Origin of the sequence: Priestia sp. YIM B13491 (genome assembly GCF_042787605.1) — a bacterium.
GTDB classification, from domain to species: Bacteria; Bacillota; Bacilli; order Bacillales; family Bacillaceae_H; genus Priestia; species Priestia megaterium_E.
This window is the reverse complement of the sequence record NZ_JBHZOR010000004.1, coordinates 484709-507408: the sequence shown is the minus strand read 5'-3', so window position 1 is coordinate 507408 and position 22700 is coordinate 484709. Positions and strand designations below refer to the sequence as shown.

Below are 22700 nucleotides of genomic sequence, written 5' to 3'. Positions count from 1 at the left end.
TATGAAAATCATTTATGTTGATTTTCAGACAAGTAAAATAATTCTTTTAGTCAGCGGATAAAAACTAGCGTTCTATGGAGTGTTATTCGGTCTTATTATCAGTGCTGCGAAGCATTTTACAAAAATTACTTATAAGGAAAATTATAAATTTCAGACCTTTTTTGTGGCTTAAATTTACTCTTCCTCTTCAATTTTTTATTTTTTTAATCTATTAATTAAATTTTTTGTATATTTTTTATGTACATGCACAACATTATTTTATTATAGTACTGCCCTTCTTATGAACATAAAAAAGCACGAATCTACTAAAACCTTTGTAAATCCGTGCTTTTTCTGTTTATTTCAAGCATGTACAACCAACGATAACTAATAAAACAAATAGTACAACGATTAATGCAAAACCGCCACCGTAACTACCGTAGCCGCCGTAGCCATAACCACCGCCGTAACCCCAGTTGTAAAATCCCATTTCACTTCACCTCCGTAGCCTGTTTACTCTATAGCATATGTACAGGCCAGAAAAAATGCTCGCCCATTTATCGCCCTTTTATGACGATAAAAAAGAGATTGAGACATAACAAAATCACTCCAATCAACCGCTAGAAGCAACCGACTAGATTAAATCCATGTTCACCATAACAATAAAAAAATCCGAACGATGAATCGTTCGGATCTTCCTTCAACTAAAATACTTTTGTCACAGCCTCTTTTAAGATAACAAATATTAACTTATTTACTTTTAGAAGCTTGTTCTTTAAAGCGAAGTATGTAATACGGAACAATACAAATAACCGCCAAAACAAGAGCCGTTAAACTAACTATGCGGGGATTATTAAGCCCAAAAGAATAGTCTCCAAAAGATGCTCCAATCGCAATAATAGCAAAAATAATATACAGAATACGAAATATGTTAATCCACTTTTTCTGTTTAATCGTAACCACTCCTTTGCTTATTTTCCTTCAACATAGAATATTATAACTTTACTAAACAACTTGTTGCAAAATTTCTTCTTCCTTTAACTGATTACCTTTTATTCTAACGGTAAACAAATTTCCACACTTGTCCCTTTGTTTACTTCACTTTCAATACTAAGAGTTCCTTTATGCTGTTGGATAATATTAAAGCAGATCATTAACCCTAACCCGATTCCGTCTTCTTTAATACTGTAAAATGGTTCACCTAAATGTTTGATGCGTTCTTTTGAAATTCCTACACCTTCATCAATAATTTGAATATGAATATGATTGTGGTCCTTTTTTCTCAGCTCTACTTTAATTTCTCCTCCTGAAGGCATTGCTTCAATCGCATTCTTAAGAATATTTATAAATACCTGTTTCATTTGATTGCTTTCACAATATACAAAAGGTATTTCTCCATATGAGTTAAGTTCAATAAAGATGTTTTTCATGGTTGCCTGAGGCTGCAGCAATAAAATCACTTGTTGAATTAACAGCTGCAAATCAATCGACTGAAATGTTACGGCCTGTGGTTTTGCCACAGACATGAATTCATCTGTAATCATTTCAATACGCTCAATTTCAGAGGATATAATGTTCATATAGGTTAACTCTTCTTTACTCGCTTTTTCAGTTAATAGCTGCATAAACCCTTTGATGGCCGTTAAAGGATTTCTAATTTCATGAGCAATAGCTGTAGCAAGCTGCCCGACTGCTGCTAATTTTTCAGATTTCTGCAGCAGCTCTTCTGTTTTTAAGTACTCTGTTCTGTCTCTTGAAACAATAAGAAGTACTTTTTTGTTTTCTATATTGAACAACTTTCCACTATATTCTAGGTTTTTTATTTCGCCAGACTTAAATGTAAACTGTGATTGCAGCGTAAAAGAAAGATTTCCGTTGCGAATTTCTTCGACTGTTTTTTGAACAATGTCAGAATCTCTAGGTATAATATCGTGGCAAGGCATGGATAAAAGCTCTTCTCTCGTATATCCAAAGCGCTTACATCCAGCTTCATTTACTTCAACAAAACGAGAAGGAAAATGATCCGGCCCTATTTCAAGTAAATAAATTGCGTCATTTGCGTACTCAAATAACGTGCGATATTTCAACTCACTTTCTTTAAGCCTACGATGCAGCAAGTCAAGCTCTTCCTTTGCTTTTTTAGCTTCAGATATATCCACACATACTCCAGACAAACCTACCAACTCATCTTTCCCATTAAAAATTGGAGAAATGGTGATGCGAAGGTCTACTAAACTTCCATCTTTACGAGCTCTTACAACTTCTACTCGATTGATTGCCTCTTTTTCAGCAACAGTCTTTTTTATATTCTCATGTACATCCTCACTAAAAGCTCCTGCTATATCGTAATATTTTTTCCCAATGACTTCATGGGATTTCCAGCCATATACTTTTTCATAAGCTTCATTAACTCGCAAGATTCGCCCTTCTAAATCAGTTATAATAACCGCATCCATGTGATGATTAATAAAAGATTCCAGCTGTTCTTTCGTATATTCTAGTTCTTTTTTCATTATCCTGACAAAAAAAGAATCTTCTTCATCCTTACATGAATCTGATCCAGCATAAGCAGCTTCTTCTGCTACAGCGTAAAATTTACGATAAAACTCTATCGTCGCCACGGCTACTCCCAGTCCGAGAATTCCGAACACTAAATATTCTATTTCGCTATAAAACGGCGACTGAATAGGTGTATTCCAGAAGTAATTTGTCAGTAAGACATGAACGATAAAATGAATAAAGAAACAAAGAAGAGATTGTTTTAATAAAGAAAACTGCTTTCTATATCGAATAAGAGGAAGGGAAAACAAAAAGGTAAAGATTAAAATTAAGATAGTCAGTAACCAATGACTTTCTAAATAGATACTGCACACAGCCATAGTGATACCTGCAACTGCACCGGCTCTGTAACCAAAGTATAGAACGGTCAAAATAAGAGGAAGAAAACGTAAATCATATGTAATCTGTTGATACGTAACGCTATATACCATAAGAATAGCAGAAACAATACTTGCATAAATACCACTCATCCATTTGTATTTATGGGCTAGACGCTGTAACAAAAATATTCGTATCGCAATCATAATACTGACAAAAAACGAAAAAATACATAAGTTAACAAATAATCCGCTACTAATCACTCCTTCTATTCCTCCTTTACTTGTAAATATGCGTAAAATAATTCCCTTATATAGAGAGTGTAACATGAATAAGCGCTGCTATTTATAAAATTAATAAAAAAACTAGTCCCGCCCGAGGCAAGACTAGTTTTTTTATTATCTATGCTGATCTTGATACATAGGTCCTTCTGAAATCATATTGCTTTCAGAAACGTACGTAGGATCTGAATGCGCATCTTTATTTAGGCTAGCATTTACCTGCTGTTTTTTAGATAAACTTGAAAGTTTTACTTTGGCACTTCGAACAAGTCCTTTTACTTTTCGTCGTTTCGCAGCATCGCTTAATATATAAGACGTAATGCCGACTCCTACCGTTGATAGCGTAATACCTGATATCAATGCTTTTTGTTTTCGTTTTCTCATAATAACTCCTTCCTTGTACCTTTTTGAATCTTACAGTAACTTTTCCCTATCTGGTAATCTCTCAAACCAGATTATTCAGATTATTCACTTCTTTAACAAGACGGGCCAGTGTGTCCGCTCCTGCTATCCCATCTGAAAAAAGGCCATACCGATTCTGGAATTTTTTCACTGCAGCGATTAATTCATCTCCATAGAAACCGTCTGCTCCAAACTTTGGAAGAGAAAAACCTAGCGCAAGTAAGTTTTGCTGAATTTGTTTGACTCCTAACCCTCTATCACCTTTGGAATAGACAAAGGGTCCTTTTGTATTATTCGTCATAGAGAGATTTGTTGTGACTTCTTTAAAAAATGAGCAGTCCATTTCATTTATATCCACATTTGTAGAAATTCCTTTTACTCTGCCAGAATCCGTATATTGAAACATGGCCCATCGCTGCCACTGACTTAGCTCACCAGGGTGCTGCATACCGCCTTGTCTGTTGGCTGCACTATATCTTGCTACCCACAAAGGATACTTACTTATTTCGTTTGTAAAAAAAGTTTTAGCGAAATGATAATTCGTATATACGATAGGTTTAATCCCTGTTGTTTTGTGAACATGCTCAAGCCAGCTTACGGCAAAGCGAGAAACAAATTCTTTGGATTTTTTCTTATCTTCTTCTAGATCTAAACACGGTGGAAGGTCTAGTTTCATTTGTCCAAGCTGAGCAATAAAAAAAGCAGCTTCTTTCTCCGGGCTATTTGTACAGTGAGCATAATGATAAAACCCTACTCTCAAGCCCGCATTTTTAGCACCTATATAATTTTCATAGGATCTAGGGTCTACAAAAGTTCCGCCTTCTGTTAACTTTATATACACCCCTTTTACTGCGGTGTTTTTTATTTCTTTCCAATTAATGATTCCTTGATGATGAGAAACGTCGAGAATAATAGGATTATTTGAATGTCGCCTTTGCATAGTTTTCACCTCTTTTGCTAGCTTCTTTATGTATACGACGAATACTTTAAAACCCCTGTTTTTCTGGATCCTGATACTCTTTTATAACAATGTGTAAAACGTTGCTCATTTGAATCGCTAAATAAGCTTCGTGTTTTTTGTCATAATAACGATACCATCCTTGCGTATGAATAATAGATTCCTCAAGCTTTTTTACATTTTCTGATTCAACCAATGTACTGATTGATTTTTCATTTCCAAAATAAAACTTCACTTCGTACGTCACTTGAATTCCCTCCTTTATAAAAATGTAAATACCCTAATCGTATGTACTTGAATCTAGTATAAGGCAGTGTAAAATCTGTTTAGTCCGCAATTTCTTTTTATGTGTTTATTTAGAACAATGTTTATTTTATTAAAACAAGAAGCCAAGCATTCTGAGCTGCTTGGCTTCTTGTTTTATTTTGATGGATGAATCATATTAGCAGGATTTACCCATTGCTCAAATTGTTCTTCTGTCAGAAGGCCTGTTTTCACCGCTGCTTCTTTTAACGTCGCTCCTTCCTGATGAGCCAGCTTGGCAATTTTAGCCGCATTTTCATACCCTATGTGCGGATTTAACGCTGTTACAAGCATAAGAGAATTTTCTAGATTGTGCTGAATCTTTTCTTTGTTGGGTTCAATTCCTACTGCGCATTTATCGTTAAAAGCCTGCATGGAATCTGTCAGCAATCTGACTGATTGTAAAAAATTATAAATAATAACCGGCTTAAATACATTCAATTCAAAGTTTCCTTGACTAGCCGCAATGCCAATCGTCACGTCATTCCCAAGCACTTGTGCAGAAACCATTGTTAGAGCTTCACTTTGAGTTGGATTTACTTTTCCAGGCATAATAGAACTTCCTGGTTCGTTAGCAGGAATTGTAATTTCGCCTAGTCCGCTACGAGGACCGCTTGCCAGCCAGCGTACGTCATTGGCGATTTTCATTAAGTCAGCTGCTAAGGCTTTGAGTGCACCGTGGGCATAAACCACTTGATCGTGACTTGTTAATGCATGAAATTTATTAGGTGCTGAGATAAATGTTTTTCCAAGCGTGCTGCTGATTTCTTTCGCTACTTCATCGCCGAAGTCAGGATGTGCATTTATCCCCGTCCCAACAGCTGTACCGCCAATAGCTAGCTCCTTCATATACTCTACGCTTTGTTTAATCATTTCTTCATTCTTTTCGAGCATATGATGCCATCCGCTAATTTCTTGTCCTAGTGTTAGCGGTGTAGCATCTTGTAAATGGGTTCTTCCTATTTTAATAATATCTTTAAACTGCTCTTGCTTCGCAGCGAACGTTTCTTTTAATGTTTTTAGAGCAGGCAATAATTGATCTTCGACTTCTAGTACAGCTGCAATATGAAGAGCTGTAGGAAAAGTATCGTTAGAGCTTTGTGACATATTGACATCATCATTTGGATGGAGCGTTTCGTCGCCATTTATTAGCTGGTTTCCCCGGTGAGAAATCACTTCATTTACATTCATGTTTGATTGCGTTCCGCTTCCTGTCTGCCATACCACTAAAGGAAAATGTTCATTCCATTTCCCTTCAATAATTTCGTTAGCAGCTTGTACGATGGCTTCCGATTTCCCTGCTGATAGTTTGCCTAGTTTATGATTACTAATAGCCGCACTTTTCTTCAAAACCGCAAAAGCGCGTATTACTTCAATCGGCATTTTTTCAATCCCTATTGGAAAATTTTCTTTACTTCTTTGCGTTTGCGCTCCCCATAGTTTATCTTCTGCCACTTTGATTTCTCCAATTGAATCTCTTTCGATACGATAGCTCATAGTTAGAACTCCTTTTCAATATTTTCTTTACCTATTAGTATTGATTATATGGATGAATTTCATGACATAATAACAATTATTCACTGTTGAAAATTCCCTTTATTTTATTTTTTAAACGGTATTAAGCACTTTGATTATTTAGCTCATAGTTTATTTTGATTTCCTAACATAAAAAAAGATCCGAAGAATACGCTCTTCAGATCTTTTTTGAATACGTCTAATTTCACTTATGAATCCATACAGCACCAGCTGAATTGTCTTTTGCTTCACCAATTACGTCTAATTTTAATCCGTTTTGAGGAAGCAAGCGGCCTGCATCTTTAATTCTTTCATCTAAATACGATTTTTTGTCGTTGAAGCTTGTAACTCCATTTGATCCTTTAGATGAAATAGTTCCCCATGTTTTATGGGAATATGACCAAGCAGGTGATTTATCAAATGAGAACGCCGCGTCTGCAATTTGATATCGGCTTGAATTTGCTGTCGTGCTAATCCCATTCACATTAAAGTAAAGAACTTTATGAGCATGGGAATCAACTACGCCAAGGAATCCTTCACCTGGGTGCTGTCCCACCCAGTTATCAAGGTAGCTTTCATCTGCGTACCAAAGCAGCATGCCTGTATTATATTTTGCACCTCGCGCGAATTGAAGTGCTTTATCGCTGCCTGCATAGTTTCTCCACTCAAGGTAATAATAGTTGTCTTTATAGCTGATGCCGTTTGTCTTTTCAAATCCATCTAACGTTACTTTTGGCGCTCCTTCAGCATCGTCCGTAAATACCGTTTTTCCATCTACTACTAAACTGGCATTATCAAGTGCAAATCCTTGAAGAGCAAGCCCTCCGTCCGTTACGTATTCAAATTGAAGCTTGATTTTTTTACCTTTAAATTGCGTTAAGTCATAGCTTTTATCTTCCCATTTTCCGCCGGAAGTTTCAGCAGAACCGTCTGCATTGTTCGCTTTATCACCAATTGTATCTAACAGAACTTTTGAGCCGTCAGGAAGAATTGCATTTACATATAAGTAATCGTATTCTGCTTCTACTTCATAGAACGCTTTGTAATTGAATTTAGCTGTTTGAGCTGCTGTTAAATCAAACTCTGGCGTCGTCATTGTCGTATGCAGATCGTCTCCGCGTTTACTGTAGTAGTAGTTGCTTCCAAACTCAGGCTTAATCCCTTGAACAGCTTTTTTAGGTAAATTAATCTTTACAATACCCGGGCGTTTAGATTTTGTCACGCTTTGATCAACCACGCTCACAGAGCCCGATTTTGTAATGTTTTTGCTGTCGATTTGTTGAATATTTGCCCAGTTTCCACCCATATTTGCTTGGAAAAACTCTTTATTTTGCGGGGAGAAACTTGTCGGTTCTGTTCCAGCTACTTCACCAGCCCAGCTCCCTCCGCTCATAATTGACCAAACGCCTACCGGCTCACCTTGCCCCGTATACTGTGTGTCATACTCATCCGGCAAACCTAAATCATGGCCAAATTCATGAGCAAAAACGCCAACTGCTCCGTCTTCTGGTTCAATTGTATAATCATAAGCAGCCATGTTTGTTCCAGGAACTTTATACACTTGTCCCAAAGTAGAGCGATGAGACCAGATAGCATCGTTTCCTAGTTTACCTCCACCTGCTTCTTGCCCAGTTCCAGCATGAATGACCATTAAGTGGTCCACTATGCCGTCAGGCTCATTGCGGTTGCCGTCTCCATCGATATCATATTGATCGAACTGATCATAATCTGAAAGGTTAATGCCGCTTTTTGCTGCTGCAGCAAGCGCTTCTTTTACAAGATTACGAGGCCCTTTAGATCCAGGCGCATTATCGTTTCCTCCCGCTGGATTGTCTGCTCCGTATTCTTTTGCGTTTCCAGGTACAGTTAACCAGTCAGAAACCGTTCCATCTACTGTGTAACTACCTCCAGACTGTTCTTCATAATATTGTTTAAATGTTTTAATTTTCTTACCGTTAAATAACGTAAAGTCTTTCTTTCCAAACATTAATTGCTGATAGTGATTTCGATTAAAATCTTTTGCATACATGTAACCAGGTTCTTGAACGACATTGTTATGCTTAAAGTCTGCGTATTCGACTAAAAGAACAAGAACTTTATCTTTTCTCACTTGTCCGTTATATTTGGCCTGAGCTGCAGGTTTAACGTTTACCCCGTTCCCCGAATTGTTTCCTTGAGACTTAATATTAGCAAATTCGCCTCGTTGAAACTTTTCTTTTTGTTTTGTTTGCATTTCTTTCGCTTTCAAATCAATTTTGCTAGCTTTATGTCCCTTCATGCTCTCTTTATGTGCATCTTTTTTGTTTATGTAAGAAGTAACGGCTTTCTTCACTTCTTGCGGTGTTGCACTTTGAGAAATAACTCCTTGGTTTTTCAGTGCGTTAGCCAATCTTTCTTCCGGTACTGTATTCATATCAATTGGTGAACTCGGAAGTTCCTCCGATTGTGCGGTTTTAGCTGAAGCAGCACTTCCATTCATAAGTACTGGCCCGACTCCGCTTAATGTAACAGTTGTGGCAAGAAAAGATGTCCCCAAAATCTTTTTCCAGCTTTTCAAGTAAACCCCTCCATTTTAGAATTTTCAAACTATTAGCAAGATTTATTTTATATTCTAAAACTAGGAAGGTCAACTACATTTTACTATATTATTAAAATTTTTTGATTCTAGTAGATAATGTAAAATAGTTTTATAGTATGTAACTAGTTTTCTTTGCCTGACAATTAAAATATCTGATAAACCCTTCTTACATATGCAAATTCCATGCCAAATCGATAACCAAAACTAAAAATATATGAAGTGTATTTTTTTAGGAAATTAGAACCATCTTTTTCGTATTACTATTATATAAAAACAAAAAATTCCCTATTATGGATAAAGTAAAGATAAAAAAATCACTCCTCAGTAGACGAGAAGTGATAATCTCCGTATGCAAGTAAATTTAAGAATGTTCTTTTTGACGCTGCAGCAAGATATAATAGAGCGACATGCTCCAAAGAGACATATTACGCGCTGCGATTTCATAAGGCTTTTCATCAATTTTAAACAAGAAATCCCCTTCATAACTCACGGATTTCCCTTGCTTTTCTAGCTCTTGTTTAACAGCTTCAATCCATTCTACTGCATTCGTATAATGTTTGTTCAAACGAACTTTAATAGTTTGATTCCTGTAATGAATAAAAGATGTAATTCCCCAAAAAATTAAGATAAGAAAAAGTACCATATACAGCAATTGCATGATAACGATCCCCTTCTTCCTTCATTTCATTATTTTCAATGAAGACTTAATTTAGATGAGTAAATATTACTATTCTCCTTTGCTATCGTCATCTCCTTTAAAAAAGTAAATTCCTTTTCCGCGTGGGCATATAAAATAAATCTATGTACGTGCTCCCTCATCTTTTTTACTAACGTTTTCTGTTAAAAAATGATAAGCTAATAGAATGATAAATAGAAAGGGAGGGCGATGAGTTGTCAACTGAACAAGTGAAATTAGCAGCCGTTTTAGATGTTGAAACAACGGGATTAAGTGCGCAAACATGCGATATTATCGAACTAGCAATTGCTGTCGTTTCTTATGATTCTTCTACCGGAGAAATAATCGACATTGTAGAAGAATATGAAGAATTCAATATGCCTTCAACTCCCATTTTCCCGTATATTACAAACTTAACGGGAATTACAAATGAGATGGTCAAAAATAAAACATTAGACGATAAAAAAGTGGAATCGCTGTTAACTAGCGTTTCGGCTATCATCGCTCATAATGCTTCTTTCGATCGCAGTTTTCTTTTAAAACGGTATCCATCTTTATTTAACCAAAAATGGCACTGCTCTATGCGTGCTGTCAAATGGAAAGAATACGGCTTTCCTAATAAAAAACTAACAACGCTTCTTGATCATCATAATATCGAGAGAGAGCACGCTCACAGAGCTATGGATGACGTGAAAGGAACCATTGACTTGCTAAGACAGCAAAATCCTAGCGGAGATCCCTATTTTTCTGAAGTATTAAAAAAAGCAATGAGCAAACCTAAAAAAACAGCGGCTTCCACTCGTTTTTAACTCAACAAAAAAAGCGCAGAAGCTGCGCTTTTTTTGTTTTTATTCGCATATTTCTTAAGTGTTGAGTTATATGTTTGAGGAGTATGATTGGAAACAGCGAGGCTGTAAACGCACCGGAAGAAAAAGAAAAGTGCCTGCTTTCAAGCAAAAAGCCGCGGAGGAACAAACTGAACAGCAGGTGTTTACACATATATACGAAATCAGCTGAATTTCTAATAATCTGGGAGATTTTAATTATATTTCTCTTACCTTTTGGTTTTGAAGATCGTGATGCGTTTGTTCTAGTTCACTTAAATTCAATTCGTACAAATGTCTCCCGTCTTCTGCTTTAAAGTAACCCGATTCAATAATTTGATTCATTAAAAGATCTTTCTTTTGTTCAAATGCTTTTTCAGATGTCATGTTATCATCTCCTTTTTTAGGTGAATATCTTTCATAGAAAAGACGTACACCGCTTGTGGCATACGTCTTGTTGCTTTTCACACTCGTTACCTATGTTTAAAAACAACGCAATCGTTACATTTTATCGAGAAGGCTGCTTATGTCTTGCAGCCATATTGAACATTTTGGTGATGCACTACTTTTATACCCTTCATGATGTTCTTAAAACGCAATTGGAAAAAGATTTTCACAAAATTTGTTTTCCATCTACTGCCCCGCTTTCAAAATGCGGCTGTGCGGCGATTTTTTTCGTTGCTAAACTGACCACCATTAATACAACTAAATTAATAAATAAAGAAATAACGCCGACATTTGTATCTTTAATGATTTGTGGAAACGCAGGAAACAACGTGCCAAGCGTTGTTTCAGTAATCGTTATATACATCACAGACGCAATGCCGGCAACAATACCTGCACATGCCCCGTATTTAGTCACGATATTGTTTTTCATTAAACTAAAAATAAAAGCAGGAAACAGCTGCGTCACAATGCTGTAGCCCATTAGTAAAAGCGTTACAATCGTATTCCCTCCATGAAGTGTAAAATAGACTGAAACAAGCGCAATGACCGGTACGAAGCATTTAGCCAGTATCGAAATTTGTTTTCCCGTCGCTGAAGGAACAAGAACGCCATAAACGTTTTTAGACAGTGACGTAGAAGCTGCCATCAAAAGCATCGATCCAGGCACAAGTGCTGTTAATAAACCAGCTGCGCCAATAAAGCCGACAATCCACGGATCAAATGTTTGAATGGAAAGACGAAGCAGTGACAAGTCTGCTTCTGCGCCTTGTAGTCCAGGTACCTGCATAAGAGCAGTAAACCCTACAAAAAAGACAAAAAGCAGCATTAACGTATAAATAGGACTTATAATAGAATTCTTTCGAAATACATTCTCGTTTTCAGCTGAATACGTTGCATTAAACGTATGCGGCCACATGTAAAACCCTAATACGGTCAGCATGACTGTAGAAATAAACCACGAAATACTTAGCCCTGTTTTGGGAAGAGTAAGAAACGTTGGGTTTGCTTGATGCACAGCCTCAAACATTGGCTGTAAGCCTCCGTAGTAATGAAACGGCATATATATTCCTAAAAATAAGACGACAATAAAAATCATAATATCTTTAACAATAGCCGTCCACGCAGAACCATGTATGCCTGATATCATTAAGTAAACCGTTAATGATATGGCTCCAATCCAAATGGCTGCGGTGGAAGAGATAGAACCATAAGAAGCTTCAGATACAATAATACCTAAGCCTTTGAACTGTAAAATAATATAAGGAACAATTGCCAGCACCCCTGCGCATGAAACAACAATGCCAAGAAACGGGCTTCTGTATTTTGAAACAAAAAAATCCGGCTGAGACATAAGCTTATGTTTCTTGGCATATCGCCATATTTGCGGGCCAATCCAATACCCTAACACGTACGCTAAAGAAATATAGGCTAAAATATAAAACGCTGGTCCTCCTTTTCCATATGCCCAAGCGCTTCCACCTAGAAACGTAAAAGTAGTATAGATTTCGCCCGCCATCAAAAAGAAGACAAAAACAGTTCCAAAACCTCTGCCGCCTACGCTCCACTGTTCTAAATCCATTTTTTTGCCCCGCGTAGCTCGAATTCCAAGATAAATAGCTAAAAGTAAAAAACCAAAAATAATAATTAGAGCGGTATTCATTATTTATCTCCTCCTTTAACAGCAGGATCGAGCTTGTACACAATGCCCATAATAAACGACGTAAGGATTACCCACATAACAATCCAAAAGAGAAAAAAAGGCATTCCTAAAATAAATGGCGTTACTTTGTTAACAAAAGGCAATAAACCTAATATTCCTACAAACGGAAGCAGGCAAAGAAGATAAATTATTTTCATAGAACTCCTCCTTAATCACACGGCTTATCAGTACTTATCTAAGACTTTAACTATCTCATTATGTACTTCTCTTATTCTTCTCTTTACACCTCCATTCTTGAGCTAAACGAGACGTTTGGCATAGAAAACCGCCGTTTATTTGTTCCTTAGTATCTTCCATTTGTCCCCATGTGAAAAGGAGTTTGTAAGGCATGCTTACAAGATTTTGAATGCAGAAGAATGTAGACAAACAAAAAGAAACGGAACTGAGAGCAAAAGTTTCAGTTCCGTTTCTTTTTAGCATTTCTATACTTTATTCTTCTTTTTTCTTTACACCAAGCGAAGAAAGAGCTTGTTTTAAATGTCCAAACGTTTCAATTTTATTAAAACTAATTCCTACATTAACAGCCGTCTGAGCCATGTCAGGACTCACTCCTGACATAATCGCATGGATGCCTAGCAGCTGCAAAATGTTAATTAAATCAAAAAATTTGTGCGCAACATACGTATCTACATAATTTACACCCGATAAGTCAATGACTAGATGTCTTATATGTTTTTCTGCACATCTTTTTGGAACAACCTCGATAATTGAATCACCTTTGATTTCATCAATAAGCCCTACTAAAGGCAAGACCGCGATGTGATCTACAATTGGAATGACAGGAAAACTCGTTTCGTCGATTAGCTCTTGCTGAAGACTTATTTTTTGCCTTGTGATTTTATAGTACTGTTCGGAGAATTCATTAAGGAGTTTATCAAATGTTGTATGATAAACTTCGCTCCAAGAGAGTATATCTTCTTTTGTGATAGATGAATGTATCAGACTATATTTTTTGACATACGTCCAAATAATTTTTCTTGTTTTGCTTAGCGCTTCTACTACCTCGTAAATCGGCGTATCAAATTTAATTCTGCTGTTTACTACTTCCGTCGTCCATTTCACCATACGTTGTTTGAAAATCTCTTGATCGTCAAGAAAGCCGCTCGCAATTGTTTCGATCGTATAAAGATGCTGCTCACGCAGCTTTTTCTCAACTGAAGCATCTGCGTCCTTTGAGTAAATCGATCCTTTAATATTACTTCTTTGGCGCAGCCATTCTTCACTGATAGAGGCTGAATTTTCTAAAATATATTCAAAAAGTCGTTGATTTTGTTCACTCACTACTGTTTAACCTCCGTTCACTTTCTCCTTCTGTCCACTTACTTACAAAACGCACCTTATGATAAATTCATGCTTCATATTTTTTCCTCGTCCATCTCTATCATACACGATAACCGCTCTGCATACTTATAGAGAATTAGATATAAACAAGCAGGTGTTTGATTATCTACATAGATAAACTGCCGTGTATGATGCAGCTATCATTTATTTTCACATGAAAGGATGTTAATTGTATTGAAAAAATCAATTATTTTGTTGGGGATTCTCGCTACAAGTATTGGATTATCCGCTTGTTCAAACAATACAACAACTTCTTCTGCCACAAACTCTTCTGCACATTCAGGTCATGAACATCACAAAGCTGCAGTTGCTGATATTCGCGAAGAAACTCCGGGAGCAGACGTTTTACCACAGTTTTTAAAGAACCAGCCTAAAGATATGAAACTAGTTTATCTATCCGTTGCTAAAAATCGTGAACTACTTGAAAAAATCCCTTGCTACTGCGGATGTGGCATGGAAGCAAATCACAAAAACAGCTATGACTGCTTTATTTTTAAAAACAAAAGAAATGGAGCAGTTGTCTGGGATGATCATGGAACAAAATGCGGATTGTGTATAGAAATTGCAGCTAAAGCTATGCTCGACTATAACCGAGGCAAATCAATAAAAGATATCCGCAAAGACATCGACGAAAAATATAAAGAAGGCTATGCACAACCCACTCCTACTCCTTCCTTGTAGGACATTGGCAGTTTTTAAGCAAACATTCGCGATAGGTATATATAAAAGGAAAAGATATCAAAAACACATTCTTTTTTAGCGTTTTGAAAGCTGATTCATCTTTGAAACAGCAAAAAACACTCAAATAGCTATTTGAGTGTTTTTGTGTATTATTCTTTCATAAACTCTTTTGTACTTCTTACTGTATCAATCGGACGCACGAGCTTCTCAATTTCTGCACGTTTTGGCTCTAAAAAAGGAGGCAGTGATAATTTTTCTCCGAGCGTTTCGTAAGGTTCATCTCCCATAAATCCTGGTCCATCTGTCGCAAATTCAAATAAAATTTGCGGAGCCACTCTTGCATACAACGATTCAAAGAAGTGACGATTCACATAACCAGACGTATGGAAACCGAAGCTTGACATTCGATTAATCCACTCTTCAAGAGCCTGTCGATTTTCTACGCGAAAAGCAACGTGATGAACAGTTCCAAAACCTTGCTGAGCCTGCGGAAGTTTTTCATTGTGTTCTACTACTACTTGCGCACCGTTTCCTCCTTCTCCTACTTCGAATAGGTGAAGGTCTCCTTCTTGAGCAATCTCTTTAAATAAAAGGACTTTTTCCATCATTTCTTTAAAGTAATTAAACTCGGCAATACGAATAAAGATAGGACCAAGTCCTGTAATAGCGTATTGAAGAGGGACAGGGCCTTTTTGCCAAGGAGTGCCTGATTCAACTCCTTGATTCCCTTCATCGGAAATTAACTGATACTGCTGATCATCAAAATCAACAAACGAAAGCGTCTTTTTCCCAAATAGCTCTTGAATCCCCGTATGATTTACTTCTAAGCGATCAAAGCGCTTTACCCAATAGTCTAAAGCCGCATCATTTGGAACGCGGAAAGATGTTTTTGAAATTTCATTTGTTCCGTGAAAACCTTTTGGAATACCTGGAAAATCAAAAAAAGTCATGTCCGTTCCGGCGCTGCCTTTATCATCTGCAAAAAACAAATGATACGTTTGAATATCATCTTGATTGACCGTTTTTTTAACTAAGCGCATGCCTAACACATATGTGAAAAATTCATAATTCTTTTCTGCACTGCTTGTAATAGCCGTTACGTGGTGTATTCCTTTTAAGTGGTTCATTCTACATTCCTCCGGACAAATCGTCTAGTTTATCATTTATTATTTATCTTTAATTTGAATATCTTTAATTAAAGATAATATACCATGATTAATTTTCCTTTGTCAATAAAGTATGGATGATCTCGGAAGGAAATATGTATATTTTTACATTTAACCAAAACATTATAAATGAGGACGAGCCAAATCGGCAATAAAACATCGTATAAACAAAGAGCTTTTACAATTCAAAAGCTCTTTGTTTATTCTTTAATTTTCAATATGCTTGATTATAATTGCAGGATTGCCTCCGACTACCACGTTATCAGGAACATTTTTTGTCACAACGGCACCCGAAGCAATTACCGCATTGTTGCCTATTTTCACTCCAGGATTAATAACGGCTCTCCCCCCAATCCAGACGTTATTTCCTATTTCTACGCGTTTTCCAAACTCAGCTCCTGAAATTCTTTCAAGAGCATGCAAAGGATGAGTTGCTGTATAGATATGTACACCTGGTGCAAGAAAACAATTATCTCCTATTCTTATTTCACATACATCTAAAAGTACGCAATCAAAGTTAGCATAAAAATTTTCTCCAACATGAATGTTAGAACCGTAGTCACAGCGGAAAGCAGGCTCTATGCAAAGAGAATTTCCCGTAGATCCAAACAGTTCTTTTAATAAGTTTGTACGTCTTTCTTCTTCCCTTTCTGTTGTTTGGTTATAAAGCCTTGTTAATCTTCGAGCGTTTTCACGTTCTTTTATTAATTGCGGATCAGCGGAAAGATATAATTCTCCATCCAGCATTTTTTGTTTTTCTGTTTTCATTTTGCATCCCCTTTTTTGCAGTTCCTTCTCTAACCTATACTGATTTATTTCTCTTACACGATATCATGTTTTTAAACCTTTGTCCGGTATTCGCTGAGATTATCACCCACCAGGCAAACATTAGTTAAGTTAATAACTCTCGGAAGCTAATTTTTTAATCTTTTTGTATAAAAGGAATAGTAAGAGAAAACTTCATCACATATACTATATAAATTTATATAAAAGGCAGGGATATCATGAAAGCACAGCGCTTGGTAGATGACCAAAAAGGAACATACAGCAAGGAAGTTCAGAAGCACTTTAACCTAAAAATAAATGGAAAAATTTATACACAACCCTTGCCGCAACCACCTTCTTCACCCCCTATGCAGAAGAAAAATCTTAAATACAAACCTCAAAATAAAGTTCTACGCACGTACGATAAAAAAGATAAAACATTAAATGACACACAAGAAAAGCTCATAAAATCTGCAAAAACTAGATTAACTAAATATGAAAAGCTTCTATTAAGCAATCAGCTTTCAGAATCTGCGGCTCTTTACTCACCTTCTGGGTTAGAAGAGCTGGTACGAATGGCTAGTAGAGAGGAGTGAACGATTTGTGTTGGATGAAAAAGTAATCATTGATACAAACATTTGGGCTTCACATGCGCTTAATTATCCAGAAGTTGTGGAATATATTAATGAACTTATTTCAAATAATGCGGAATTTTTAATGCCTACCGTTGTAGAAATGGAACTTCTGTCGCATTGGGAAGTAGAAACAAATCCTCAAGTCAAAGCAGTAAAAAATCATTATATTTACGATATGACAGATAAGATTGTAGACGTTACAAGTGAAATTGCACAGCTCGCAGCTCAAATTCGCCGAAAAGCTAAAATAGAATCCAATAAAAAAATTAAAGGCCCAGATGCGATGATTGCCGCATCTGCTTTTATACATAATGCAAAACTGATTTCCAATAATAATAAAGATTTTGCTTGGATTACATTTAATTTCAGCTACCGAGGTCAACCATTATCTTATGTAAACCCTATTAAAGATACGATTGCTTACGCTTCTTTTATTAAAAGCTTCGAACTGCCCACTTTGACTCATACAGCAGATGCCTTACACAAAAATAAAAAGGAAACCTAATTTCTTTTTATTATTAAAATATGCCTCATCTCCCGTCGAATTTTTAAAGTGAAAATTTGATGAGTACATACTCCAATTCTTTCTATAATGAATACAGTAAAAAGCATAAAAACTTAGGCGGTGAAAAGAGTGAATTATCAATATTACCCGGAACAACCTTTAGAAGAGTATCAATATGGCTATGATTATTATTCGAACCCTCATGAAACTGAAGAAAGATTCCCATATGGTTATTATCCATATCCTCGCCCACGTCCATTTTATCCTTCCTCTTATCCTCGTCCTATTTATTACCACCCCCCTTACTTTTACCCTCGTCCTCGTCCATTTTACCCGCACCCAGTGTATTGGAGATAAAAAAAGAAGAGCGATCAGCTCTTCTTTTTTGTTTCTTGATATTTAGACATCTCTTCTTGAATAATGGTCACAAACGCTTCATTTTGTTCAATTTCAAAAACGGTAATAGCTTTTTCTAGGTAGGCTATTCCTTCTTTAAGCTCATCAAGCTGACAGAGTGCTTCTCCAATTTGATAGTGCAGTTCTCCTAATAAATAAAGCGTCTCATGCTGAATACACAGCTCTAGTCCTGCTTGTGCATATTTAACCGACTTTTCATAACGTTCCATTTGCAAAAGCGCACGCGATAATCCATATAAAATTCGAATTTTGACAAGAGGATCTTTTAATTTAGGAAGCAAAGCAATATGCTGCAATCCTTCCATAAACGTACTGAACGCTTTTTTTAAATGACCTTCTTCTTCATAAATAATGGCAATACTATTTAAAATAGCAATCTCTTTTTCTGAATAAAACTGTTCGCTCGTACGCGTGAACGCAATAGCTTTTTCCAATTTACGAAGCGCTTGTTCAAATTTATTTCCAATATAATAATCACATATGGCTTCGTGCCATAGGAAAAATTGTGCATGAAAAGGATCTTGAAACATAGGATTATCTTTTTCTTTGTTCACCATATGTAACACGGTTTCATAATCGCGTTTTCGTATATAATGCCTAATGGTCGATTTAATTTCTTTTGAATAATCGTTGGGCGTTAGCTCTCCTGCTTCAAAGAAATAATTCATCGGAACCCCTAAGCGTTTCGATAAATGATAGAGAACTTCACTGCTTGCATGAATTTCACCTTGTTCAAATCGATGTAGCTCTTCTTCAGTACAAATTCCTTCTGATAACTCGACAGTTGTCATTTCCGCAATCTTTCGCAGATCTTGAATCAGCTGACCTACTTGTTTTTTATCATTCAAAAAATCACCTTACTTAATGTCAATAAAGCCCGTCAAAACAACGTTCCATTATGTTTTTATAAGTCTATTGTACCATTTAGGTAGTTTTTTTATCAATAGAAAAAAGAAAAATATTCCAAGAAAAATTCTTCTAGTTATAACTAGTTACTTCAATCCCCTTTAAGTAGCTGAGGTTTATTTCCTTAATAACAATTTTGCTCTTTACGGTTACGCCTATGTTATTTTCGGGCATAAGTTTTACTAATCTATACCTGTTAATTAAAATTCCCCTCTTATTCCCTAAATGAGATATAATTCTATTACCTTTTAAAAGCAGCGCCCATTATAATTTAAATAAGTTACTTGGAAATTTTTTCTTTGTAAAATTAAACTCAGAGGAGTAATAGTTATGAATAAAATTCCTAGGCATATATCTTACAATTTAGCTGGAACACTCACTCAACTAAACCAATTTGAACATTATAACAAACTCATTGAAAAAATGATCGCTTCAAGTAATCCTAATGAGTTTAATAAAGAAGGAATTGACCCCTTACTTAGAACGAACGAATATCGACATGAAATAGTTTTTCCTATACTTCATCGAAAGTCCATGTTTATATCTGTATTCTCTTTTATAGAACGCGAACTATTAATGATTGCTTCTTTGTATGAAAAAAGCTTCTCTGAATTTACTCCTTTGGTAAAGACTAAAAATTTAGGAATTGATAAAGCTAAAACTTTTTTTAATAATAATATCAGTATAAGCATTAACAAATTAGATGATTGGAATAAATTAAAAGACTATCAAAGCGTTAGAAATTTCTTCGTCCACAATCCTTATGAAGCAATTCGCGCCAATCATAAATCATTTGTTGCATTCCAAAGACTGAATTCTATTAACCTCACAAAATATGATTTAGATGATAATACTTCCTCATACAGTATCGAGGTTAATTCACAACTCTGCCTTGATTTATTAGATTTAGCTCATTCTTTCTTTAATGATTTTTATGAGTTGCTTGAGAAAGCAAAATAAAGCCTTTTTAAATGAAGGCTTTATTTTTCATCTCAGTCAATAACTCCATTTAAGATTAATGAATTTAAAAGAATGATCACACATTTTTTTCTGATAGCCTCTTGTCATTCTCTTCTTCATCAGGTTTTCTTTTTATGTAATCCATCATCATAATTTCCATAATCTCAAGAATTTCTTTTCTTTTCTCTTCATTTGGTTCTAATACAGTTATCTTTCCCATTTTCAATTTATTAGTTTTTCCCATGATGTACTTCCTCCTGTTTTTAAACTCAAGAATCAAGAATAAATCTCACCTAATCATTTGTCAAATGATGGATTTTTTAACATTTATAATTAATTTATTTTTATTTAACGTTATAATAGGCTTTTAAAGCATTTATAGGCTCTTTTTGGTAACTTAATATTCCGATAATGGTTGAAATTACATGAAAATAGAGTGTTTTTTGTGAAAAATGGCTATATAAATGTAGTTTTATAATTAATTTACTTTTAAATGAAAAAGAACAGCCCAATTTGAGCTGCACTAGAAGTAACTTTTTATAAAATCTTGTATGTCCTTTGCCTGATATACACCTAAATTACCTGTATCAATGTTGTATCGTGTCTCAGAAAGAATTAGAATAAAAGGGAATTGTTCAGTAAACCTTTTCCACTCCTTACTGTCATAATAAGCCTGATAACGGTCTATCTTTGCTTGCATTACTTTTAAGGTGTATCTGTTTCTTTGTAATTCAATGAACATAGGCGCCCCATTCCATACAACATAGATGTCTGGTTCTATTGTTCCTTTAGCACCTAATTTCATTTCCACTTCAAATATCGATGGTTTAGTGAATTGAGATAAATCAAGATAAGTTTGTGTGATAGCTTTGAAATGAGGAATTTTAGTACTGTTAAGCTTCATGTTAGTTTCATTATGGAAATAATTATAAGGGCGAGTAGTACGTTCTACTTTGACTAATCCTTTAGAGGTTAATCTATTCATAATACGATTACATGTTGTAATAGGTTGTTTTTGTTCTTGAAAATGTAATTGAATTAATTGATCTCTATCTAGTACATAGAACTTCTTAAGATTCTCTAATATCTCCTGATCTCGTTTATTCATTTACGTCTTCCTCTAATAGTCGGCAATTGAGCAATATCAGATGCTATTAAATTCTCTAAAGGTTCTACTGCTACCTCAATATCATTGTTTTCGTCTGGTATTAGTTCTATCTTATAAGGCTCAAGTAACTTCTTGGCTTCTTTCTTATCGAGGAAAGGAACTTGAATGATTCTTTCTTCTCCATTTATAGACAAAGCCATTCTTCCTGCAACAGTAATATCCTTACTACTTCTAAGCCCAGCTATTTTAGCATTTACTTCATTTGATTGTTTACCTGAAATGCGACCATTCATATTATTTAGCAACTGACCACCTAACTCTTTAGCTGCTGAACGCTGCATAGCAAGAATTAAATGAATTGAAGCACTACGACCTAGACAAGATATGTTGGTTAATATCTTCATAATTTTATCATTGTCTGTTAACAAAAATACCTCATCGATGACTATCATTATAATTGGCAACTTCTCCTCTAACTCTGACACATGGTCTACATCATATTGATCAAGAAGTTTACTTCTGCGTTTCATTTCTGTTTCTATAGCACGTAATTCAGCTAACAAAGGCTTCTGTTCCATATGAATACACTTTACATGAGGAATGTTTCTAAATATCCCAAACTCACTATTTTTTAAATCAGACATTATAAATTGGATTTCTTCAGGTGTTTTGTTAAAAATTAATGAACAAATCATTGAGCGAAAAAGGCTGCTTTTACCCGCGCCAGTACTACCTGTGAGCATGATATGATGCAATTCTTTTAAGTCTAACACGTTTAAGACATTCTGATTATCATACCCTGTAACAATTGGAACTAAAGCTTTCTCCATACAAGGCTCAATCTTTTTGAAATCATAATTAACCGTAGTTGGCATTCCTTTTGAATACACAGATAAGATAAATTTCTTGTATTTACCTGACACCTCTATGTTCTCTCCAAATGCCTGTTTAAACAGCCATATATTATTAAAAACTAACTCTGGATTCATGCCGTTTTTCAGCGTGAAAACAAATCTATAGTTTTTCTTCTTTAAGTCTATATCGATATTATGAATAGTTGGATAATATTCATTTCGATGAGAACCATGTTTGACAGTTTTAACTATGCCTCCATCTTTGAAACATTTCATGAGTTTACCTCTCCACTTCATTTTATGCCATTTAGTTTGTAGCCACTCCATTACATCCACCCCACTAATGGTAAATGAGTTAAAACGTAAATAAGACTACCTATCGTTAAAAGAGGAAACAGAATATGAACGACACTTTGAATTACCATAGCAATGTCAATATTACCTTGACGAATTAAGAACTTTTCAATTAGAGCTAGACCTAGAATGCTCGCACTAATTACACAAACTGTAGGATCAAAGAGTACGATTGGGTTAATGTACAAGGAGTAAACTCTCGTAGGCTTCTTTTTTTGTACAACCTTCTGATAACTTCTGTCCATGAAATCGGAAAAGCTGATAGTGTGTACATATTTCATAAACTCATACCTCCATCAAAACTTTTTAAATTATTTTTGATTCTCATGTATAAATTTTTTAGATATGGGCACTGGTCTCCTTCATTCGCTTCGCTCCCTCACTCTTAACAAATCCTGTAAACCTTGATAAATCAACATAAAAATAAACGACTGATATATTAGTACTG

General features: G+C 35.5%; 25 protein-coding genes. 6 read left to right on the top strand and 19 right to left on the bottom strand.

The window, feature by feature from the left end:
- Nucleotides 1-337: 337 nt before the first annotated feature.
- The 9 genes from ACFX4E_RS17560 to ACFX4E_RS17520 all read right to left on the bottom strand — a co-directional run bounded on the left by ACFX4E_RS17560 (nt 338) and on the right by ACFX4E_RS17520 (nt 9551).
- Nucleotides 338-469 (bottom strand): YjcZ family sporulation protein, encoded by a 132-nt coding sequence (locus ACFX4E_RS17560; RefSeq protein WP_016764087.1) that lies wholly within the window; start codon nt 467-469, stop codon nt 338-340.
- 260 nt (nt 470-729) lie between these two features.
- Nucleotides 730-942 carry a hypothetical protein gene (locus ACFX4E_RS17555; RefSeq protein WP_013083131.1) on the bottom strand — a complete coding sequence of 71 codons (213 nt, stop codon included), beginning with the start codon at nt 940-942 and terminating at the stop codon, nt 730-732.
- Between the two features lie 89 nt (nt 943-1031).
- Complete coding sequence (locus ACFX4E_RS17550) at nt 1032-3119, bottom strand: PAS domain S-box protein (protein ID WP_136789341.1); 2088 nt, start codon at nt 3117-3119, stop codon at nt 1032-1034.
- Between the two features lie 135 nt (nt 3120-3254).
- On the bottom strand, nt 3255-3521 hold the full coding sequence (locus ACFX4E_RS17545) for a hypothetical protein (protein ID WP_014460133.1): 267 nt from the start codon (nt 3519-3521) through the stop codon (nt 3255-3257).
- A 61-nt stretch (nt 3522-3582) separates the two neighbouring features.
- The gene (locus ACFX4E_RS17540) at nt 3583-4479 is read right to left on the bottom strand and encodes a GH25 family lysozyme (protein WP_028408558.1); all 897 of its coding nucleotides are present in this window, start codon (nt 4477-4479) and stop codon (nt 3583-3585) included.
- A gap of 46 nt (nt 4480-4525) precedes the next feature.
- Complete coding sequence (locus tag ACFX4E_RS17535) at nt 4526-4744, bottom strand: hypothetical protein (RefSeq protein WP_102194846.1); 219 nt, start codon at nt 4742-4744, stop codon at nt 4526-4528.
- Nucleotides 4745-4917: 173 nt separating this feature from the next.
- The gene (fumC, locus tag ACFX4E_RS17530; RefSeq protein ID WP_377237953.1) at nt 4918-6297 is read right to left on the bottom strand and encodes a class II fumarate hydratase; all 1380 of its coding nucleotides are present in this window, start codon (nt 6295-6297) and stop codon (nt 4918-4920) included.
- Between the two features lie 223 nt (nt 6298-6520).
- On the bottom strand, nt 6521-8872 hold the full coding sequence (locus ACFX4E_RS17525; protein WP_098249747.1) for an immune inhibitor A domain-containing protein: 2352 nt from the start codon (nt 8870-8872) through the stop codon (nt 6521-6523).
- 382 nt (nt 8873-9254) lie between these two features.
- On the bottom strand, nt 9255-9551 hold the full coding sequence (locus ACFX4E_RS17520) for a hypothetical protein (protein ID WP_377237954.1): 297 nt from the start codon (nt 9549-9551) through the stop codon (nt 9255-9257).
- Nucleotides 9552-9784: 233 nt separating this feature from the next.
- Between ACFX4E_RS17520 and ACFX4E_RS17515 the strand changes: the two genes are divergently transcribed.
- Complete coding sequence (locus ACFX4E_RS17515; RefSeq protein ID WP_028408562.1) at nt 9785-10378, top strand: exonuclease domain-containing protein; 594 nt, start codon at nt 9785-9787, stop codon at nt 10376-10378.
- A 234-nt stretch (nt 10379-10612) separates the two neighbouring features.
- On the opposite strand, the gene ACFX4E_RS17510 is transcribed toward ACFX4E_RS17515, so the two are convergent.
- From ACFX4E_RS17510 to ACFX4E_RS17495, 4 genes are all read right to left on the bottom strand, one after another.
- Nucleotides 10613-10780 carry a Fur-regulated basic protein FbpA gene (locus tag ACFX4E_RS17510; protein WP_081085234.1) on the bottom strand — a complete coding sequence of 56 codons (168 nt, stop codon included), beginning with the start codon at nt 10778-10780 and terminating at the stop codon, nt 10613-10615.
- A 226-nt stretch (nt 10781-11006) separates the two neighbouring features.
- The gene (locus ACFX4E_RS17505) at nt 11007-12500 is read right to left on the bottom strand and encodes a sodium:solute symporter family protein (protein ID WP_377237955.1); all 1494 of its coding nucleotides are present in this window, start codon (nt 12498-12500) and stop codon (nt 11007-11009) included.
- Nucleotides 12500-12697, bottom strand: coding sequence for a DUF3311 domain-containing protein (locus ACFX4E_RS17500; RefSeq protein ID WP_013083119.1), 198 nt, complete (start codon nt 12695-12697; stop codon nt 12500-12502). The genes ACFX4E_RS17505 and ACFX4E_RS17500 overlap by 1 nt, the downstream gene beginning before the upstream one ends.
- Nucleotides 12698-12989: 292 nt before the next feature.
- Nucleotides 12990-13841, bottom strand: a complete 852-nt coding sequence (locus ACFX4E_RS17495) for an STAS domain-containing protein (protein WP_098333196.1) — start codon at nt 13839-13841, stop codon at nt 12990-12992.
- A gap of 234 nt (nt 13842-14075) precedes the next feature.
- Here ACFX4E_RS17495 and ACFX4E_RS17490 point away from each other — a divergent pair, with 234 nt between their 5' ends.
- Nucleotides 14076-14582 carry a PCYCGC motif-containing (lipo)protein gene (locus ACFX4E_RS17490; protein ID WP_013083117.1) on the top strand — a complete coding sequence of 169 codons (507 nt, stop codon included), beginning with the start codon at nt 14076-14078 and terminating at the stop codon, nt 14580-14582.
- A 149-nt stretch (nt 14583-14731) separates the two neighbouring features.
- On the opposite strand, the gene ACFX4E_RS17485 is transcribed toward ACFX4E_RS17490, so the two are convergent.
- Both ACFX4E_RS17485 and ACFX4E_RS17480 read right to left on the bottom strand, forming a co-directional pair.
- Nucleotides 14732-15709, bottom strand: coding sequence for a ring-cleaving dioxygenase (locus ACFX4E_RS17485; RefSeq protein WP_028408565.1), 978 nt, complete (start codon nt 15707-15709; stop codon nt 14732-14734).
- A gap of 246 nt (nt 15710-15955) precedes the next feature.
- Nucleotides 15956-16516, bottom strand: a complete 561-nt coding sequence (locus tag ACFX4E_RS17480; RefSeq protein WP_028408566.1) for a maltose acetyltransferase domain-containing protein — start codon at nt 16514-16516, stop codon at nt 15956-15958.
- Between the two features lie 236 nt (nt 16517-16752).
- On the opposite strand from ACFX4E_RS17480, the gene ACFX4E_RS17475 reads away from it, so the two are divergent.
- The 3 genes from ACFX4E_RS17475 to ACFX4E_RS17465 all read left to right on the top strand — a co-directional run bounded on the left by ACFX4E_RS17475 (nt 16753) and on the right by ACFX4E_RS17465 (nt 18010).
- Nucleotides 16753-17109: a hypothetical protein gene (locus tag ACFX4E_RS17475; RefSeq protein WP_028408567.1), complete on the top strand. Its 357-nt coding sequence runs from the start codon at nt 16753-16755 to the stop codon at nt 17107-17109.
- Nucleotides 17110-17116: 7 nt separating this feature from the next.
- Complete coding sequence (locus tag ACFX4E_RS17470) at nt 17117-17653, top strand: PIN domain-containing protein (RefSeq protein ID WP_028408568.1); 537 nt, start codon at nt 17117-17119, stop codon at nt 17651-17653.
- Between the two features lie 129 nt (nt 17654-17782).
- On the top strand, nt 17783-18010 hold the full coding sequence (locus ACFX4E_RS17465; RefSeq protein WP_377258470.1) for a spore coat protein: 228 nt from the start codon (nt 17783-17785) through the stop codon (nt 18008-18010).
- Nucleotides 18011-18024: 14 nt separating this feature from the next.
- Here the strand turns inward: ACFX4E_RS17465 and ACFX4E_RS17460 are convergent, their stop codons facing one another.
- Nucleotides 18025-18918, bottom strand: a complete 894-nt coding sequence (locus ACFX4E_RS17460) for a helix-turn-helix domain-containing protein (protein WP_025752359.1) — start codon at nt 18916-18918, stop codon at nt 18025-18027.
- 388 nt (nt 18919-19306) lie between these two features.
- Here ACFX4E_RS17460 and ACFX4E_RS17455 point away from each other — a divergent pair, with 388 nt between their 5' ends.
- Nucleotides 19307-19936 carry a hypothetical protein gene (locus ACFX4E_RS17455; RefSeq protein WP_377258473.1) on the top strand — a complete coding sequence of 210 codons (630 nt, stop codon included), beginning with the start codon at nt 19307-19309 and terminating at the stop codon, nt 19934-19936.
- Nucleotides 19937-20012: 76 nt separating this feature from the next.
- Here ACFX4E_RS17455 and ACFX4E_RS17450 read toward each other — a convergent pair whose 3' ends face one another.
- The 3 genes from ACFX4E_RS17450 to ACFX4E_RS17440 form a co-directional block, all read right to left on the bottom strand.
- A complete protein-coding gene (locus ACFX4E_RS17450) occupies nt 20013-20180 on the bottom strand; it encodes a hypothetical protein (protein WP_377258476.1) in 168 nt (55 codons plus the stop codon).
- Nucleotides 20181-20459: 279 nt separating this feature from the next.
- Nucleotides 20460-21044: a replication-relaxation family protein gene (locus ACFX4E_RS17445; RefSeq protein ID WP_377258479.1), complete on the bottom strand. Its 585-nt coding sequence runs from the start codon at nt 21042-21044 to the stop codon at nt 20460-20462.
- Nucleotides 21041-22225: an FtsK/SpoIIIE domain-containing protein gene (locus ACFX4E_RS17440; RefSeq protein ID WP_377258482.1), complete on the bottom strand. Its 1185-nt coding sequence runs from the start codon at nt 22223-22225 to the stop codon at nt 21041-21043. The genes ACFX4E_RS17445 and ACFX4E_RS17440 overlap by 4 nt, the downstream gene beginning before the upstream one ends.
- Nucleotides 22226-22700 lie beyond the last annotated feature (475 nt).